General features: G+C 33.1%; 14 protein-coding genes, 1 tRNA gene and 1 pseudogene. 5 read left to right on the top strand and 11 right to left on the bottom strand.

Annotated elements, in window-relative coordinates:
- Nucleotides 1–5 precede the first annotated feature (5 nt).
- The 11 genes and pseudogenes from ACIPKN_RS07460 to ACIPKN_RS07410 all read right to left on the bottom strand — a co-directional run bounded on the left by ACIPKN_RS07460 (nucleotide 6) and on the right by ACIPKN_RS07410 (nucleotide 15,295).
- Nucleotides 6–737: an RING finger protein gene (locus ACIPKN_RS07460; protein WP_400934684.1), complete on the bottom strand. Its 732-nt coding sequence runs from the start codon at nucleotides 735–737 to the stop codon at nucleotides 6–8.
- Between the two features lie 76 nt (nucleotides 738–813).
- Nucleotides 814–1,791 (bottom strand): ATP-binding protein, encoded by a 978-nt coding sequence (locus ACIPKN_RS07455; protein WP_400934682.1) that lies wholly within the window; start codon nucleotides 1,789–1,791, stop codon nucleotides 814–816.
- A 137-nt stretch (nucleotides 1,792–1,928) separates the two neighbouring features.
- Nucleotides 1,929–2,909 carry a hypothetical protein gene (locus tag ACIPKN_RS07450; protein ID WP_400934680.1) on the bottom strand — a complete coding sequence of 327 codons (981 nt, stop codon included), beginning with the start codon at nucleotides 2,907–2,909 and terminating at the stop codon, nucleotides 1,929–1,931.
- Nucleotides 2,910–3,059: 150 nt separating this feature from the next.
- A complete protein-coding gene (locus ACIPKN_RS07445) occupies nucleotides 3,060–3,575 on the bottom strand; it encodes a hypothetical protein (protein WP_400934678.1) in 516 nt (171 codons plus the stop codon).
- Nucleotides 3,576–4,145: 570 nt separating this feature from the next.
- A complete protein-coding gene (locus tag ACIPKN_RS07440) occupies nucleotides 4,146–4,931 on the bottom strand; it encodes a hypothetical protein (protein ID WP_400934676.1) in 786 nt (261 codons plus the stop codon).
- Nucleotides 4,932–5,017: 86 nt separating this feature from the next.
- A pseudogene (locus ACIPKN_RS07435) lies at nucleotides 5,018–5,125 on the bottom strand (DUF2179 domain-containing protein); the annotation flags it as partial.
- A gap of 1,678 nt (nucleotides 5,126–6,803) precedes the next feature.
- Nucleotides 6,804–7,250: a hypothetical protein gene (locus ACIPKN_RS07430; protein ID WP_400934674.1), complete on the bottom strand. Its 447-nt coding sequence runs from the start codon at nucleotides 7,248–7,250 to the stop codon at nucleotides 6,804–6,806.
- Nucleotides 7,251–8,273: 1,023 nt separating this feature from the next.
- A complete protein-coding gene (locus tag ACIPKN_RS07425) occupies nucleotides 8,274–8,669 on the bottom strand; it encodes a hypothetical protein (RefSeq protein WP_400934672.1) in 396 nt (131 codons plus the stop codon).
- Nucleotides 8,670–9,019: 350 nt separating this feature from the next.
- Nucleotides 9,020–10,042 (bottom strand): phage lytic cycle repressor MrpR family protein, encoded by a 1,023-nt coding sequence (locus ACIPKN_RS07420; RefSeq protein WP_400934671.1) that lies wholly within the window; start codon nucleotides 10,040–10,042, stop codon nucleotides 9,020–9,022.
- A gap of 3 nt (nucleotides 10,043–10,045) precedes the next feature.
- Complete coding sequence (locus tag ACIPKN_RS07415) at nucleotides 10,046–11,359, bottom strand: ParB N-terminal domain-containing protein (protein ID WP_400934669.1); 1,314 nt, start codon at nucleotides 11,357–11,359, stop codon at nucleotides 10,046–10,048.
- A gap of 1,491 nt (nucleotides 11,360–12,850) precedes the next feature.
- A complete protein-coding gene (locus tag ACIPKN_RS07410) occupies nucleotides 12,851–15,295 on the bottom strand; it encodes an AAA family ATPase (protein WP_400934667.1) in 2,445 nt (814 codons plus the stop codon).
- A 236-nt stretch (nucleotides 15,296–15,531) separates the two neighbouring features.
- Here ACIPKN_RS07410 and ACIPKN_RS07405 point away from each other — a divergent pair, with 236 nt between their 5' ends.
- From ACIPKN_RS07405 to ACIPKN_RS07385, 5 genes are all read left to right on the top strand, one after another.
- Nucleotides 15,532–16,044, top strand: coding sequence for a hypothetical protein (locus tag ACIPKN_RS07405; protein ID WP_132359695.1), 513 nt, complete (start codon nucleotides 15,532–15,534; stop codon nucleotides 16,042–16,044).
- A 73-nt stretch (nucleotides 16,045–16,117) separates the two neighbouring features.
- Nucleotides 16,118–16,462 carry a hypothetical protein gene (locus ACIPKN_RS07400; RefSeq protein WP_400934665.1) on the top strand — a complete coding sequence of 115 codons (345 nt, stop codon included), beginning with the start codon at nucleotides 16,118–16,120 and terminating at the stop codon, nucleotides 16,460–16,462.
- Between the two features lie 103 nt (nucleotides 16,463–16,565).
- A complete protein-coding gene (locus ACIPKN_RS07395) occupies nucleotides 16,566–16,949 on the top strand; it encodes an HU family DNA-binding protein (RefSeq protein ID WP_132359699.1) in 384 nt (127 codons plus the stop codon).
- Nucleotides 16,950–17,404: 455 nt separating this feature from the next.
- Nucleotides 17,405–17,481, top strand: a tRNA-Arg gene (locus tag ACIPKN_RS07390).
- Between the two features lie 98 nt (nucleotides 17,482–17,579).
- Nucleotides 17,580–17,834 carry a hypothetical protein gene (locus tag ACIPKN_RS07385; protein WP_400934663.1) on the top strand — a complete coding sequence of 85 codons (255 nt, stop codon included), beginning with the start codon at nucleotides 17,580–17,582 and terminating at the stop codon, nucleotides 17,832–17,834.
- Nucleotides 17,835–18,092: the final 258 nt, after the last annotated feature.

Genomic DNA, 18,092 nt, shown 5'->3' with positions numbered 1-18,092 from the left:
TCTCCTTACATACTGCTTAAATCATAGCGACTTACTCTATTTGCCTTAACAGGGGCAACAGCTTTGATTTTTACTGTCTTGTTATTTATTGTGACGTTGTTGGCTGAGTTTCCTGCTTGTCTTAGTTTTTGGTGATAGCTCTTGGCTTTCTCGAAATAGAAAGGTATAAGACCTAATCCTACACCCTCTTTAGTAGGAACTTTTTCAACATCAAACATATACTTTAATGTCACTAGCATTGCTTTGTATGAGTAACCTCGTTTATTGTGATAATCAGTTATTTGCTTTAACATAAAGCCTGTGGGAAACTCAACATTGTATTTCAATGCAATATAATCAAGTAGTTCCTCTCGGTTTTTCTTTTGTCTTTGTATGCTCTCATAGCAAGCTTTGTGATAAGTTGCTGTGCCAATATCAAGAGCGTCTACGTCAAGGGGATTGACCTTCTCTTTACACTTAGGACAGGTTCTCACCCTAACCTTCACTTTAAACTTCTCACTAGATTGGTGATATTGCTCTAAGCAACTTTGATGAACTGTTAAGCTACCACGCTTCACAATATCCTTTTCGCTTTCAAACTCTCTATTACAGAAATTACATGTCTTCTTTTCCTTATGTCCCTTTTCTGATTCACAGGCAACATGGAAATAACCACTACTCTTTTTGATAAAACTAGATACATCATTCTTGTTGATTTCTTCTTTGCAAATTTTGCACTTTGGTAATGCGCTTGCCATAACTTACCACCCTTTTCAAGTGACAATAGAGAGTGCTATCTCCAACACTCCCTACCTACATACCATTACGCTATTTTTATAACGTTTGTTTTAAATCGTAAGCAACTAAAGAAAGTTGTTCTACTTGCGATTCTGTCACATCTTTAAGAGTGCGACCTTTTCCTAAGTGTAGTTCCACAAGATTGTTCATTGTTTTCTTCGCAACGTTAGCGCCTTGTTTTTCAACTAATTTAGCTGTAAGGTCTTTGATTTCAGCTTTTAAATCTTCAAACGATAGTTGTTCTTCCTCGTATAAGTTAACACCTTTTTCAACTACTGTTTTTTGACCTTTTTCAACTTCTTCTTTTTCAATAGCGTCAGCGATTGCTTTCACTAGGGCTTCATATTCAAATTTGATAACAGGTGGTGTATGTTTGAAACGTGAACCCGCTTCAAAATGTTGTGTACCACGTAAGAATAATGCTGTTTTAGATTCACCTTCACGATCGATTGACTTAGCGTAACCGATAATGTCAGCCATTGACAGCACGATACCACGAGGTTGTTTTGTTAATGTCGGTACTGTTTTTGAATACTCTGCGCCATCTTCTGCTGTAATCGTTTGTACTTGAGCATGTGAAATCATTACAAGACCATAACCCATCATTGGGATAGAGCGTAACACTGTATCGAACTCGTCACGAACTAATTTATAGCCACCACCGTAAGGAATATCACCAATTTTATCTACGCCTTCACGTTGAAGAATGAACTTCTCGCATGAAGCATAAGATAAGTCTGCTGTATCTACAATAATAGTTTCAAATTTTTCTTTAACTTGAGCGTTTTCAAGTTGTCGTAATACCTTCTTGAAGTCAGCCCACTTAGTAACGTTTTGTGCCATAACACCCGCAAGAGCGTTATAGCCTTTTTCAAACGCTAGTAATAAAGCTTTGGGAAATTGTGAAGCTATAGTTGTTTTACCAACCTTTGGCTCACCGTAGATTACTACTATTTTTTCACGAAGGTCACGAGAAATTTGATGCGGTTGAATAGCTAGTAAATCGATTGTCATTGTTCAACTCTCCATTTTCTGTTAAAATTTATTCAATAGAAGAAGGTTAAAAACCGCCTATTCAGAAAAGAAAGTGGCGATTGTCAACCTTCTTTTAATTACCTAAATCTAAGATATTATTACATCACTTAAAAGAATTAATCTTCACCAAATAAATCATCTAAACCATCATCTTGTTTTTCATTTTTTTTAGCATTTGTTGGTTGAGAACCATTACCGAAACCTGCTGTTGGTTTTGGCTTATCATCAGTTTTTTCTTTCTCTTTTACTGCTGATAAATGACGCTCACGATTAGCTAATGCTTCTTTAAGAAGTGAAATGTCGAATACTTCTTTGTGAACACCTTCTTCGTATAATGTACCGCCTGTTGCGATAAACTCACGAGTACGCTCATAAGTTACGTCAGTTTTGTTTTCCCCAAAACCTGATTCAATTACACGTTCGATTTTTTTAGACTTGTTAACTAAATCACCGTAAATACGCACAGAAGCACGAGCTTGGAAGTTGTCAGTTAAGTAGTCTTTACCGCCTTGTGGCAATGTTTCACCTGTTACAAATGTTAATGGAATTATTTTACCACCATACAAAGGAACGTAAAGCTGAATTTTTAATCGACCTGTTTCATTTTCGTCTTTATCTGTTTCGGCTTTAAGTGATTTCACGATTCCCTCAATATCAAACTTAGCTTTTGGATTGAAATCTTTTGCTTCGCCTTTGTAGCGAGTAGGTGAATATCGACCACTAATTTTAGGGAATGATTTAACTTCTCCATCATTGCCTTTGTACTCATTTAGAGTTAATTTACCTTGACATTCAATACGTGAAGGCTCACCTTCTGATACTCCTTGAGCAATGTCAGCAACAGTAACTAGTTCATTCATGATAGTAGTTAAGGCTTTGTAGTTTTTGTTTACTTCGCCTTTTTGTGTAAGCTCTTTTGCGAAGTAAGACACAACTTGAGTTTCTTCCTCACTGATTTTAACAGTAATGTCACCGCTTATACATGTGTAAGGCTTACCTATATTGTCTTTGAACTCTTTCTTTTCGAGTGTTGATTCTTGAGCGTAACCAACTATCTCAATTTTGTTTAATGCTTCTCGTAATAATTGTTCTGCCATTTCACAATCCCCTAACTTTTAAATTTTATTATGCTTTTAGTAAAATACAAACTAGCTACCATTAGATACTTCAGCATTATATCATTATGTTATTTTTATAAAGTGATTTTAATAACCCTTTGATAAATTATTATGTTTATCAATTTATTATTATTTTGGCTTTATCATTTTGCTCAGTACCTCTTGCTCGTATTTCTGTAATCCAGCGTGATTATACATGTTGTACGCCATACGAGCCATAATGTATGCGTCACGCACGTTATCTGAGTGGTGTTCATAACCCCACTTCTTATACAGTGGTAGCACTAAATCTTCCTTCTTTGCGTTCCCTATGTTGCTTGCAAACTTTTTCACCTGACTTGGCGTAGCGTCAGTATAACCGAACTTTTCAGTGAAAAGCATAGCTCTAATTAACCAACCTAGTCCATATTGGAAGTCTACTGCTTTACCCTTAGCACCGTAAGCAAAACCTTCAATAACAACTTTGTCATTTGGTTGCAAGTACGATTTAATTTGTTTTGCTATTCCAATCATTCTAGCAGGGTCTTTTGTAGCTGTAGCTCGAATTTCTTCTTCTACAACTACCTCACCATTAGAATCAAGAATAACAAAACCTGTTTTAGTTGATGGGTCAATGCCCACGAACCTGATACTTTCTTTAGTCAAATTCCTTTTCTCCAATCAATTCCAAAATGTGTCATTTAAGATCTTCATTTCCCTTTCGATTGTTACAAGTTCCTCTGACTTCATAACTTTTGAGCTAACCTCTCTTATGCTAATTACTTTGTCATACATGATTTCATATGACTCAAGGTGTGTTCAGACAGTTTCAATATGCTTATCAAGTAATTTTGACACTGTGAAACACTGCTTGATAGTTGCGTTTTGAAACTCCAATAGTTCTTTACTACTTCTCAAGTGAACCTTATAGTTCATATCATAGATAAGAAAAATACATTTGTTATTATATACTATTTTATGGTTTTACCCAATGAAATGTCTAAAATTTTAAAATTCTAGATTATTCAAGTTCAAATAAATTGTCTACTCGTTTTAGGAGACAATACTATAAACATATCTCTTTTTATAGTTAGAACAACAATCATTATAAATACAGAACCCACTCTATCATTATTAGTGACACTTTTGGGTGAGCATAAAAGAAGTTATACCTCACTTTCTGAGTAACCCAACGCTATACCTACAAACAAATCATATAATTATATTACTTTTAAATCAACTTAAAAATGAAGACCAAATACCACCTGTTGCACGTTGTTTAAGCCATATAGTCTTTGTTGTAGCCTTAATAGCATGGAACAACAGACCATATAATGAATCGGCTTTACCTCGTTTATAGGAATTTATAACACTTAGAATACATTGGTAGTATTCATTTGAGTAATCTTCAATTTGAATAGCTTTATCAACTTTAGATTTAGCTTTATAAATAGTTCCTGCTAATTTATAAATTTCATCTGCGTCAAAGAAAGGGGCTAATACTCGTTGTAATGTTTCAGGTAATTTCTTTACTAATCCTTTTTTAATTAAAGATTCCTTATCAGCTTCTTTTAAAGAAAGACCCTCTTTTTCTGTATCATTTGTTTTATTAATATTTTGAGTATTGATAAGAGTATCTTCGGGTGGACATTTGGGTTGGACATTTTCTTTAGCTGGTTGAATTACAATGATATTACTGCTTTGTCGCTTGTCACCTGTAGCTCGTTTTGTTTTAAACTTCTTCACAACGTTCAATTCTACTAATTTAGAAATAGATCTTTGAACCGTTTTATAGCTTATTTCTAGGCTCTCCGCGATTCTTTTCTGACAAAGGTAGCTCACCCCTACATACTTGCAAGACCACTGTGAAATGAAGTCTAGGACAGCATATGTTGATTTAGTTAATTGCTCCTTATTTAAGTGTTTATGCGCCATTACGGCTTTATTCATTTCTTCTATGGATGGGAATAATTGTAAAGACTCATATGTATCTTGTGTGTGTTGTAGTGTAATTATTGTCATGTTGAATAGCCCCTAATCATCTATTAATTAAAAGGGTAGGAAAGCCCACCTTTAATGAATCTCCTTTTTAGTGAAACTACCACCTTTTACTTCTGCAACGACTTGATTACTGTTTTAATTTTAATCTCTTCCATTCTAGTGATTACACAAGTTATCATCTGCATTGATTCATTTGAGTAGCCACCACAAATTTCTGATAAAGTTACGTTCGTCCTAAACGAGCTCGATAACCTAAAGTCCGTTTACCAAAGTAGTGTTGAGCAGGAGTCCAAAGACCAAATGCTCAAAAGAATGTTAATAATACCCATGCTGTAAGAATCATATTCACTGTTCCATGCTCTCTAATAACCTCAACACTTGAGCCACAGCTACTAAGAATAGGCTTTTTAACGTATGAGCTATTATCTAAGTTGAATGGGAATTAGTGCGTTGTATGTTGGTGTTACAAACTAGAAACAATTTCTGCTTCCTCAGGTGTTCGCTCCCTACTTATGTAATTTCCATAGGACAGCAAATGTGCCACATGTTTTAATAGTTCAATCCCTACTTTTTACCCTTTTCATTCTCGTATATATCAAGAACTTATAAGGATAAGCAGGTATGGTAATAATATCCATCTTATAATCACTAGGTTCATAAGCACCTCCACCCACTTCGATAGTCAATTCACCAAAAAAGAACTCAATACACCTATAATTGAAATCATCTTTCTAATAAAGTCAACTTGGGGCGTATCCCCAAACGTCTTGACTGATAATTGAAACTAGCTTTTGTTTTGTTAGACTTTCATCTTCTGCATTTTCATTTTTTACAATTTCATTATTCATAAAGAATGATTCCAATTTTAAGAGTGGTGTAACGTTGTTTAATTCAATTTTCTTTGATCATTATTAGTATCAATGAAGTCAAGCGACTTAACACTGTATCAAAGCTCAAATAATCTAATTTAAGGAAGGGAACTAGCATACTAGGATAACCTGCTTTACTATTTCATCTTGATTTAGTGTTGGAACATACTCCTTAACCTTAACCTATAGCTTCTCAGAAGCGTATTTGATTTCCTCAATCCGCTCCTTTGGCAAAGTTAAAGCTCTATATATACCATACTCAAATTCAGGAAGATCAATAAAGAAGTCGGAATGCTTGTATAAGAATATCTTTCTACGCTCGTAATACTTAGCTACCACCCTTCTAATAACTTGCGTTAGTTTTAAAGCTATTATTGGTTGTATTGTATGACTTGTAATCAGTTGAGCTAGTCATAGCGTTATGAGAGCTATATGTATAATCATTCAAGAAAAGGAACAAAGCTTGTACCACTTTTATTGAGCTACCGCCACCGTTACATTCACAATTATATGAACCACCTCTCTGTAGCTCATTTTCCTTACACTTGTTAGCTACAGGACTGTATTCAATCTTCCGCAACCCACTCTGATTCACTTGGTCACCTAATATTTATGTTGTATCAGGCTCACTCGTAAACCAACAAGGTTCATTGTCAAAACCCTGCTCCTGCTATGCATGCATACTTCATCTTTTTACTTATCAAGCATTCTTCTTATTCCATCATAATGTAATTATATTATTTTTAAAAATTAAACCAAAAACATTACATGTCATTATATTTTTTATACAACGAAAAATCAAGAAATTTTTAATAGTTTATTTAAACCAATCTTTTCTATTTGTCTAATTCCCAACTAGTCATAGTGGATTTACGCTTAATAGGACTTCTGATTTTCTAAATATTTTTAACTAGGATTCACATAGCACCGTAAGCCTACCATTTATATACATCATCTTCTGTTGGCATTGAATAAGCCAACAGAACATCTATAGCTATACCTATCAAAGCTCTCCATAAAACGCTTACACTGTATCATCTTTCATGTGTGGATCTGAAATTTTTTCAGTATTCCTATAAAAATCGTTAAATAAACATTTATAAGATATTATATCATTACTTATATCGCGACTTTCCTGAAGTTGATTGACAATCTCTTCTCCTTTATTTTCTAGACCTCTTTTTGTTTTACTTCTTAGATTGCTCTGCTCTAGTTCATAGGCTATCTTTATTGCCCTTGACTTGACCACTAGTTGTTTTAAATTAAAGCAATTGATTGCTTCTCCTAAAAAGCTGTTGACTCGTTTTCCATATATCACTATTTCATTTATTAAAAATTGAAATTGACTCTCAGTATAGTTAAAACCACGATTAGTTATTATCATTTTTTTAATATATTCTTCAATTTCTTCATCTATCAAGTCTTTCTGATAGCTATGAAGACTTTCATATAAAAACATCATCTTATCCATTACCTTTCATTTCTTTCTTATATAAGGGTTCTAGGCATAGACGTGGTAGTCCGTTCCCAAGTCTATCCCTAGTAACACCTATATAGCTTATGACTTTTAGCTCACTGTTTGTGTTGTGTTGCATATAGGTCATATGAATTGATAGAAACTAATATTTCCGATCTGAAACGGATACTCTAAGAATCTAATCATTACTAATACACACAAAACCGAATGTATGTTCTATTTAAAGCAATTTTTTTGCCATTACCTTTAACTTCAACTGTGTAGCTTACAGATAAGTTGTTGATAATAGCAGTTTCTAGTTTCTTTTTATTACGTTGTTTTTTGTTTGTTGTCCTATCCTTCGCAAGTAAAATTGCTATTTTATCAGAAATGTAGTCAGCACTTCTGAGTAGTTTAAACCGATTTTTGTGAAAACAAAAAAATACCTCACACAACATTTCTGTTAGTGCAAGGTATTTTTAGAAAATAAGATAAACACACTTCTGTTACAATACCTTGTACTATGTTTTGGCCAATATGAAATTGATATGAATAACGTCTGAAAAACTTTATCGATGTTACATTGGTGTGTTTGATTTCAACACCCTCAACTTATGTAGGTGTACTTCCACTCCAACTTTTAAAAAGCCCCGTCTTAAAATGAAATGAGTTCGGTATTACATAAGGGTTACTTTAAGATATTTTATTCACTTCAGTTTGAGGTGCTGTTTAATTTCAACTTGCAACCAATGTACATAAGCATAGTACGAAAACATACCACTTAGAATGAATTTTAGATGGTCTAAATGTTTATCGCTATTTTGTTTATCATAATGGCAAACAACTCAAAAATAACTGATTTAAAGCTCTTAATCTTCAAATGATTCTTAAGTACTATTCTAGTACCCTTTGTATACAAAATGATTGTATCGGCAATAATAGAATTTTTCTGTGATACACAATTAGTGTTAAAAACACTAACCACTTTCATAAATCATAAAATGATCGACTTACTATAAAGGTTGATTAGTCATTTTGCTACTTTTTTTGGCAAGCTAAATCGAGCAACGCTTCAAGTGTTTTTGGATTGTATAAGATAGTGTCAATGTCAGACAGTTCCACTACTTCAATAACACTCAATGACTCAAGAGACTTAAACTCAAAAAGTTCGCCATTATCACTTTCAAAATGAACACTTTGTAAATTTTCAAATACTTCTTTTTCTTCTTTAAAAGCTTTCATGTCTCCAAAAATCAAGTCAACATAGAACTCGCCATTGTCTTGTTCTCTATTTTCAATTGGATAACTATGGAATTTTTCCTCTGTAGTTAATAAAATAAGCATTTGAGCATATTCAAATTGCTCCATCAACTCGTCAAATTTCTTACTTGCATGTGTTTTCATCATTAATCGAATACTAATAGGATGTGCCATTGTTTAGTTTTTCCCCCAACGATATGTTTTATTTTCTCTTTTGAAGGTATATGTAACTATTACTAGAAACGCTTGCCCTATTAGTTACTTTTGACAACATAGTCAATTATAACATCTTGATAGAACATAAACAAGGGCTTCTGTGTCAAAAAGCTATACTAGTAGTAGTCATTTTATCACATATACGCTTGTCGATCCTTAAATATTATTATATTACTTATATAAACATTTAACAACCGACAACCAAATATGTTAAAATTAACAACCGATCGTCGTTTAAGGTGTAGTGATAATTTAATATCAATGTTTTAGTGACACTGTGGAAGCACAATGCCACTAAAAAGAATGTATCAATCAGAATATTCAACACCCTCTAGCTCACTATATAGTTTCCCTAACTGCTCATTAAATATTTTTCTTTTTAAGTCAGTAATATTTCTATAATAGTCTTTCCCATTTGATGTTGCCATAATAGTATCGTAATGCTCTCCAATAGTTAAAAGCTCTGTTTTTCCTAGCTTTCCACTTTGTTTGAACAAAGTATATGCCATATACATCATACCACTTTGAACAATGTCTTCAGCAGTTAAATAGACATTACCAAAGAACTCTTTAAAGAATACAAACTTTCTAGTGATAAAATGTCTGTCTAATACATTACCGCCCTGTCTTCCTTTTTTTGCTTTCTTAAAAATATATTCATATTCATTAAAAGGGGTCTCTATGATTTCATCTTGATTGTTTGTTCTATATGCTGTTTGTTTATCTGCCAAAATAAGTAATTTATAAAGATCTTCGCTTATTCTTACTCGTCTAAATTCTTTAGTTCCTTCGTCATATACGTCTGCAACATAGTAGTCTTCTGAGCCTTTTTCCTCTATCACATGAAGATTTTCTTTTTTTAATGTTAATAACTCACTAAATGATTTACCTTTGATTCCCTCAAATAAAGCTAGTAACAATGCTTGGTCAGTGTAGTTATTTAATTCATCTAACATGAACATTAATTCCTCTTTGCTGTAGCGCTTGTTTTTCTCCTTTGCTACTACCTCACTTGCAAGCTCTGAATAGCTTTCAAACTCATAGAATGGGCTTGTAGTTGTCATATAATCAATATATCGTTTATAAGTATTAATATGATTGATAGCACTTGTTATTGTTGAACACTCAGCGCTTAATAACATTTCTTTTATTTCTGCCCCTGTCATTTCTGACATATCTTTATTTGCTTGAAATTCAAAAGGTGCTACTTTTAGAAATTGCCAATAAATTGTTAACTGACTATCAACTGATTCATATTGATTAATAAATGCCTTTTTTTCTTCACCGTTATATAATTTATCAAATTTTAAAACATTGTTTTGAATTGTCATTATCTATTTCCCCTTTAGCTCAATATCATCAAATAGTTTTATTATGGATTTTTCAATTTTATTAGCCACCTTACCGTTTACAACTATTCCATAGTCTTTAAAAATCTTATTTTCCCTATTGAAGTCTATACCACTCAAAATATGATTGAGGTTGCTTAAAGGTATGTTGTGTTCTTTCATTCGCTTTGCTAATTTTATGTGTCCTACGAACATCTTGTTATAAAACATTAAGTTACCATTGTCTAGTTGTTCTAAATCTTCTTGGAAGTAGCCAAATAAGTAAGTAAAGTACTCTGATAAATAATTATAAATTCCAAGTGCTTCGAGTTTATTTTTCATTTCAAAAGTACTGTCAATTGCATTGGATATTACAGCGTAGCTCACTAGTTCATTGGTGCCTTTTCCTAGTCTGTCTCTAGACGTTATTCTATCCTTCAATTCGCTATCTATGCGCAATTGTTGAACTACAAAGTCAGCGTATCTACTTGCTTCAAGTTCCTGTATTCTGCTCTTAGGAATAGGGTTAGCTTTTGCTAATTGGCTCTGATAGTTCTGAGCCTGTTTCGTTGTGAAATTAAAAAGAAGTCCAATAAAATTAAAATCCAAATCTTTATTCACTGAGTAAGCTCTTAAACAAGAAATCGTTCTGTGCATACCATCTAATATATCCAAACGTGTTCCGTCTGTTATTGTTAGAGTTCTTTCTTTGCTATTATAGATTAATTCTTCACTCTCATTAGAACTACCTAGACTGGCATTATACACAATATTTGTAGGAACTAACGTACCGTTTAATAAGTGCTTAGTAATTTCTTTGACACTATTTTGATTGATAAAAGGGGCTTTGATAACTCTTTCTTTCCTTTTTACAAATTTTGGTTGCCTTTGAACTTCAAAATTATAATTCAGTTTATTACTATTATACAGTCTTGCTATGAATTTATAATCAATTGGAAAAACATAACTACTTTGACCAATCATTGTTACATCATGTATCACAATTGGATAATCTATATAATCATTTTGCTTTGTGTTATAAAAAACTCTAATATCGTTCAATTCATTTTTATTAAATGTTTTTTTAAGGTCAAGACTCTCAATACCAAATTTTAAAAATATTTGTTCACCTATTAGTGCTATTACCCTTATATCTATTTCATCAAGTGTGTCAATATCATTAAAGTATCTTTGAAGTTCCCCTTTATTAATACCATATATCGCTAATTGACTTTCTACTTCCCTTCTAGTTTTATTATTTTCATGTATTTTATGAATGTTATCTTTAACTGATTGGATAAAGTCATTGTAAGCACTCACAACAATATGTCTCCCTTCATGCTATATAATGCATTTCTAAAAACTATTATATCATAACATATTATTAAGTTACTCACAATAACTATTTCTAATTAGAATGGGCTAGATTACGCTTATTTTGAATCTTCTTAACTTATTTTTTCAGTCCATTTTTAATCACCTTTCCCTATTCCACTCACTAAATTATATTCAGATTAACAACATCTCAGTCGCTCCATCCAACTTAATTACCATTAATGTAAATATAAAACTTCAATAAAATTTTGATTTTTTTAGTTTACATAAACCTTTCAGTATAATTTACAGTAGCCGAAAACCTATTTTTTCTATATTTATTGTATCTTTAGGAAGTTTGGTTATAAGCGCTAATTCTGTAAATCCTTTTCGAGAAACTTCTTTTATCGCTGTTATATACGTTAGCTGCTATGATTGAATAATGTCTACCAAAAACAATATCGAAGAAATTTGATATGTCTATTAAATTGTTTCTATTAAGTATTTTCTTTTCTTTGCTCCTGTTGTTTTAAGAAATTGTTCAATTGAAATTCCAATGCTACTGTTAGTCATTCTAATAATATTTGCAACTACCATATAAACACACAATCGAAAATATTATTATATAACTTTAAAATCTACTATATTTTTGATATGAAAGTTATTTAATAATGTTGTTTTTTCAAAAGTTTTTTGATTCGTTCCTTAAAATCTGAGTTACAACCACATTCGCAATTTTCATCACCTTCTATATATATTTCTAATCGGGCATTATTTACCACAATTTCAGCATTAATAAAAATTCTTGTAGTGGAGATGGTTCTTGTGCGTATATGTTTGTAACCAAACTTGTTCTCAAATTCAGTGTAGTATATACTAACAGCTTACCTAGCATTTTCACTTGGTACTTTAGATATCCTTAAACATAGAACCCATCAAAACCAATCTAAGGACAAAACACACAGCGAGTAAAATCAAATATATTAATCGAAAGCAAATCATCCCTAGAATATGCCTTACCCTCACGAATTTATTGAAAAGCGGTCTCTTACACACATAGCGACTATTAAACTTAGCAAAAATCTTGTGCTACTTCATAGCCAAGGTATGACAAAGTTGTAACTTCGCTTCACCTCATGTTGCTGATCGGAAAATCACGAGTAGTAGATGTTAAACCTAGTATCTAATAACCCCTTTTTCTTGCTTATATAATCCATCCGCTTCTCTGGTTTGATTTACAACTCAAGGCGAATTTCTTATGCCTATTTTCTTTCAACTTCCCTGTTGCTAGTAGTTCACCAAACAATTCAAAAGGGTTAATATCTAGGTTTAAGAAGTTGTTAAACAAGTCTTAATCTATTTGTATAAATCATTCTCTCCTTAAAACTCAAAAAGTGACGTTCAGGCACAGTACTATACTTTTTTTGTATATAATTATATAATTTTTGAGGTTTTACTATTAATTATCTTAGTAGATGATTGCAACAGTGCGTAACCTTATTGCAACTTAGCGACTTGCTTAATTACTGTTTCTATATCTCCTTTAACTTTGTGTAATTCTCTAATCATATCACCTAAAAATGTTTGACGGTTTCCACTAGCGTCTGTTCCGATTGCTTTGACTAAAGCAGATGATTGTACAAGTAATACACATTTCTTTGAAGCACGAGTGATTGCTGTATAAACCCACTGTCTACATAAAAGTGAATATGCAGAGTAATCTAATACAACTACTACGTTTTTGATAGTTGAACCTTGTATGCGGTGACAAGTTACAGTATAAGCTAGTTCCAAACTATCGAGTTCTGATTGTTGGTAAATTTTAATTCCTAGTCCCTCGAAGTTAATCACCAAGCATTGAACTATTTTATTTGTGTTATAGTCCATTTTCTCAAACACATCTACAACTATCCCCATGGTACCATTGAATAAATCACCAGTGTTTGATGTTGAAATACTATCATAAAACTCAATTCTTTCCTCGTCAGTTTCCAATGTTAATAAGTATTCCTGAATCTCATTTTCAGTTAACTCATTGTCTCGCACATTATAATAATGCTCTAAATCATCATAGTAGCTGATTTCGTAGCTATTGCCCTTTACAATAACCTTGTCACCTTCCCTGAAGTCATATCCATTGTAAGACACAAATGGCTTCTCTAGGTCATTAAAGATTGATTGAGCTAGGTTATTAATTGCTTTTGCTGACATAGCACCACGTTCTTTCATAGCCACAACAACTTGGAAGTCCATTAGATCTTGAGGTGTTTTGATATTCTTTGCTTGACCTCTTAAAACTCTCTCAACGTTTTCGGGCATATCTTCTTTGTTTTGATAGTTGACCATAATCATGTCTTTGTTCTTTCCAAACTTTATCATGCCCTCTTGGTTAGCAGAGCAAACTTGAACACCTTCACGAATCTTTGTAGCTAATTCAATGATTCCTGAATCTTGGGCTTGACGGTGAACTTGATTTAACTCAATAGTTTTGAAGTATTGTGTTTGAAGTAAATCACGAAGCACATCCCCATGCCCAATACCTGAAAGCTGACCACTATCCCCTACTAAAATTACCTTAGTACCATCTTGAATTTTAGATAACATTTGGCTAAACAGTCCTGCATCTACCATTGAACTTTCATCAATGATTATTACATCATAGAATGATTTACCATCACCGATTTCTTCATCATCTGACTTCTTAACACCAATTCCAAACGTGCGGTGAATTGTTGCAGAGTCAATATCTTTCGATAAAAGAACCTGTGAAGCTTTACCACTCAATGCACATGCTTTATAAGTAAGGCCTAAAGAGTTTAATACCTCGACAATCCCTTTGACTACAGTGGTCTTACCTGTACCACCTTTACCATTTATAATAAACACACCGTGCAGAACACTCTCACGAATAGCATTTTTTTGCTCGTCAGTATATTTTACATTTAGCGCCGCCTCAGCGTCTTTGATTGCTTCATCAACATCAAAGCCAATTGGTGCTTCATATCTAGTAGCAAGTCTCAGTAAATTTCGTAATGTGTTGCGCTCATTGTTGTACATAAGAATAGAAGAAATTCTCTTATCCTCCTGTTGCCAATAGAAGTTTTTCTCACCATCCTCTGACTTCATATAGTTGCGAATATATGTGCCATTAACATCTAGTTCTTTGATAGCTTGTTCTAGGAACTCCCGCTCATTGACCCACGAATGCCCTTGATTTGCAATTTCATTAAAGTAGTATTCTGAGTAAGCCTTAATGCGTTTTGAACCAAACTTATCTTCCCCACGCATGAGAGCTACGTTGTCAATTCTTTTGAAGCTTAAACCTGAAACGATACATAGATAATATAAAGATTCTTTTGCTTTGAATAGTGCAATTGTAGAATTTCCAAACTTCTCAACAATCTTATTCAACATTCTCCCTGATGGGTTCAAGTCAGCAAGTTTCGCCATTAAAGCTCCTAAGTCTTTGTTTCGCTTGATTTCTCTCTTAATCTTTAGAGCTGTAGCTTCCCCGAAACCCTTTATTGTAGTTATATCAATTATATCATCTTTAATATCATCTACAATCATATTGTTAGGAAAGGCTTCAAGAATTAGCTTTGATTGATACTCTGATAGAACAGCTTGTAGGAAGCGCTGTTGTGCTTCTACTGTGTCAAGTGCTTCTATATGAATACGAATAATCTCATAGAACTCACCATACTTAGCGTCTGTCTGCAAATCTGATACTTCAATGTCATATTCTTGCCCCACATTCATAGCCAATGGAATGTTACCTCTAATAACAAAGTTGTTATAGCGATTCAGCTCAGGTTCGAAGTCACCCTCTATCTTAGTTGGTGCAACGCTCACAATGCCCCACATGCTTTCTTCCTTATAGTACAGCACCTTTGCAACCTTGACTTTTAGGCGGTTAGTATTTTGGTGTAAAATGTTTGGCAATTTTATCCCTACTTTCTCTTGAATATACTTAAACGGAACCTTTATATGTCGCTCCTTTATTTTATATAATTATATTACTTTTATAAACATATTTATATTAAAAACATATATAATTAAAAAATAATATATTTTTCAAAAAACACATCCAAAAATTACGAAATAATATATAATGACTAAAGTCGAAATCAACTACAAAAGGTTGGTGAAGTTACATTATATAGGAAGGAAGATTTAGCATGACACACATTACTAGTAAGGACTTAATGTTTCAACCCTTCGTCATGAATGACATTGGCGTGGTTGAGCTTTTAATAGAGTTTAGATACAAATATGATGATAACCTTTTCTTAGGCGGCGGTAGCACACTTGACGTTACAGGGGTTAAAGCTGTTAATCAAGAAGTGATAGCGACTTATGCTTCATTGGATAGACTAATCAATCAATGTAACTTCACGGATCAACAGTTACTTCTTATTAAAATGGTTGAAAAAGGCTACACCCATAGAGAAATCGGTGAAGCCATAGGCATTGAGAATCAGAATGTCAAGAAAGCGCTCAAGACCGTTTACAAAGCAGTCGTGAAAGAGAATGAGCGTCAATGGCGTAGAGTGATCTACACAAGCACTCTAGGTTTAAAAACAAAACAATGTAACAAGTGCGGTGAACACCTACCTGCAACAAACGAGTTCTATAGTGACAATAAATCAGCAAAAGACCGGTTACTTTCCATCTGTAAAACATGTCGCTAAAACAGCTTGTACAAAAAAGTATTGCAAATGTCACTTCCCACCGCCTTAAAGAATGAGAGGGTTAATTAATAAAATGAAAATTTTACTACCACACCTAACAGTGAACTTAGATAGTTCGCTAAATTTAGCACAACGCAAGCAAGTCATTGAACACCTTCTTAACGAAGAAATTGAATTTCTAGCTCAGACAATGACATTAGAAGAATATCTATTGTTTACTTGGGAAAAGCAAAACACTAAAGTAATTTTGGATATGTTCGCTTACTACCTCACTAAAGAGGAAAAGAATCTAGAAGTCTTATCTCATAAGAAAGTAAAGGAAATTAGCAAAGGTTCAGAACGCTATAGTAACTTCTCTTGTCTATCAGAAGAAGATAAGGAACAACTAGGAATCACTACTAATAGTAGTGAAGATTAACTTATAACAAAAGTAATATAATAATATATAATTATTTATTTACTGTTCCAAAGGCGGTAAAAATCACATTTTATTTTTCAGAGAAAAAGGAGCTTATAACCAAATGGCTAAATTAGGTCGTACAGATTTTATTACAGGAATCTTAGCTGAGGAACTACAAGCTACACTACCAACGGTGCGTGTATCAAAAGCGTTAGCTAAAGATATCTTAGAAGGTGACACAGATAGCGTAGAAATCCAAATAACAAAAGACTTCGGAACAGCAGTTCTTGATTCAGTAGAAAAAGCATATGTTCGTGCTATCGTTGAAAGTCAAGTTAATATTGGTTTTGGTACTTTAGGTCAGTTCAAGGTTGAAGTAAAACCTGAGCGTACTTACCGTAACCCTCAAGGTGGTTCACCAGTGGTTAAACCAACTCACTTGGCTACAAAGTTTGCTGTTTCTAAAACTTTCAAAGAAGTATTAGAAAAAACAGTTATTAACTAATTCAGTAAATGATCGGTGTGATACTGTGTGAATTTCACCTTTTTTATTCGGATTTTATTAAAAAAACCACTATTTTCAAATTATTTCGATAAAACAGTTTGTTAAAGTAATATAATAATATAACATGATATACAAGGTGAGTCACTTACCTATTTAAGCTACTGCTAATAAACTTATTGAGCGCAAGGTGTTATTCCTACCTCTTTAACATCTTGCGAACATATGAGTAAGATAATAACTAAACTCACAAACAAGACAAACAGATTAATTAGAATTAAGTAAACATCTGAGACCCAATCAAGTACTACAAAAACAACTAAAAGAACTTTCGGTGCTACCTACCCTTCGCAAGATAAAGTGAGAAGTTCTTTTGATTTCATAACTTAAACCTCCTTAGAATCAAAGTTTGAGCGTAGTTCTTCCCTTAACTACGCTCAATGCTGAAAATCAAATATGCGTCATTAGCTCAATGGATTAGAGCAACAGGTTTCTACCCTGTCGGTTGGGAGTTCGAATCTCTCATGGCGCGCCAATAAAATTTTGGGCATTTGACGTGGACTACGCCACTCGATTTTCTTTCGAGTATTTAGAGTTTCGAATACCCTATGCCCTACCAAAAAGGATATAACTATGAATTACTATATTTTAACATATGAAACTAACAACGAACTAGTTAATGAATCTTACTTGTATTCTAAGGAATCTGACGATAGTATAGATAACCGTTGGAAGGAAAGAGCATTTGAAATAGCGTTGGATAGATATTTCGATATTTATGATGAAGAAGCAGAGAAGCTTGAGATTTTTGCTTCAAACACAGCAATATCGAAAGATGATTACACAATGTATAGAATAGATGGTTTAAAAAAATTAGAGTATTTATAAAAAATTTTATCGTATCATTGCATGTTCGACCACTGCCTAATCAGCCAACAGGATTGAATCCTTATTTCACCTGTCTAATAAGCAAGCCTCTGTTCAACGCTCACCCCACTATGCGCTCGATTAGATAGTGACATTACATCTGCTTTTTATTCAAAAAACAACAGTTCGATTCTGTTCCTGAGCTTAATCTTATGTAGCTACCAATTGCGTAAAAGAATAGACAGCAATTCTATTATTCGCAGGTTAAAATCCTGTAGG

It is taken from the genome of Lysinibacillus sp. NPDC086135, assembly GCF_044746345.1.
Classification (GTDB): domain Bacteria; phylum Bacillota; class Bacilli; order Bacillales_A; family Planococcaceae; genus Lysinibacillus.
Note: the sequence above shows the minus strand (reverse complement) of the source record. Positions and strands in the feature narration are given on the sequence as shown.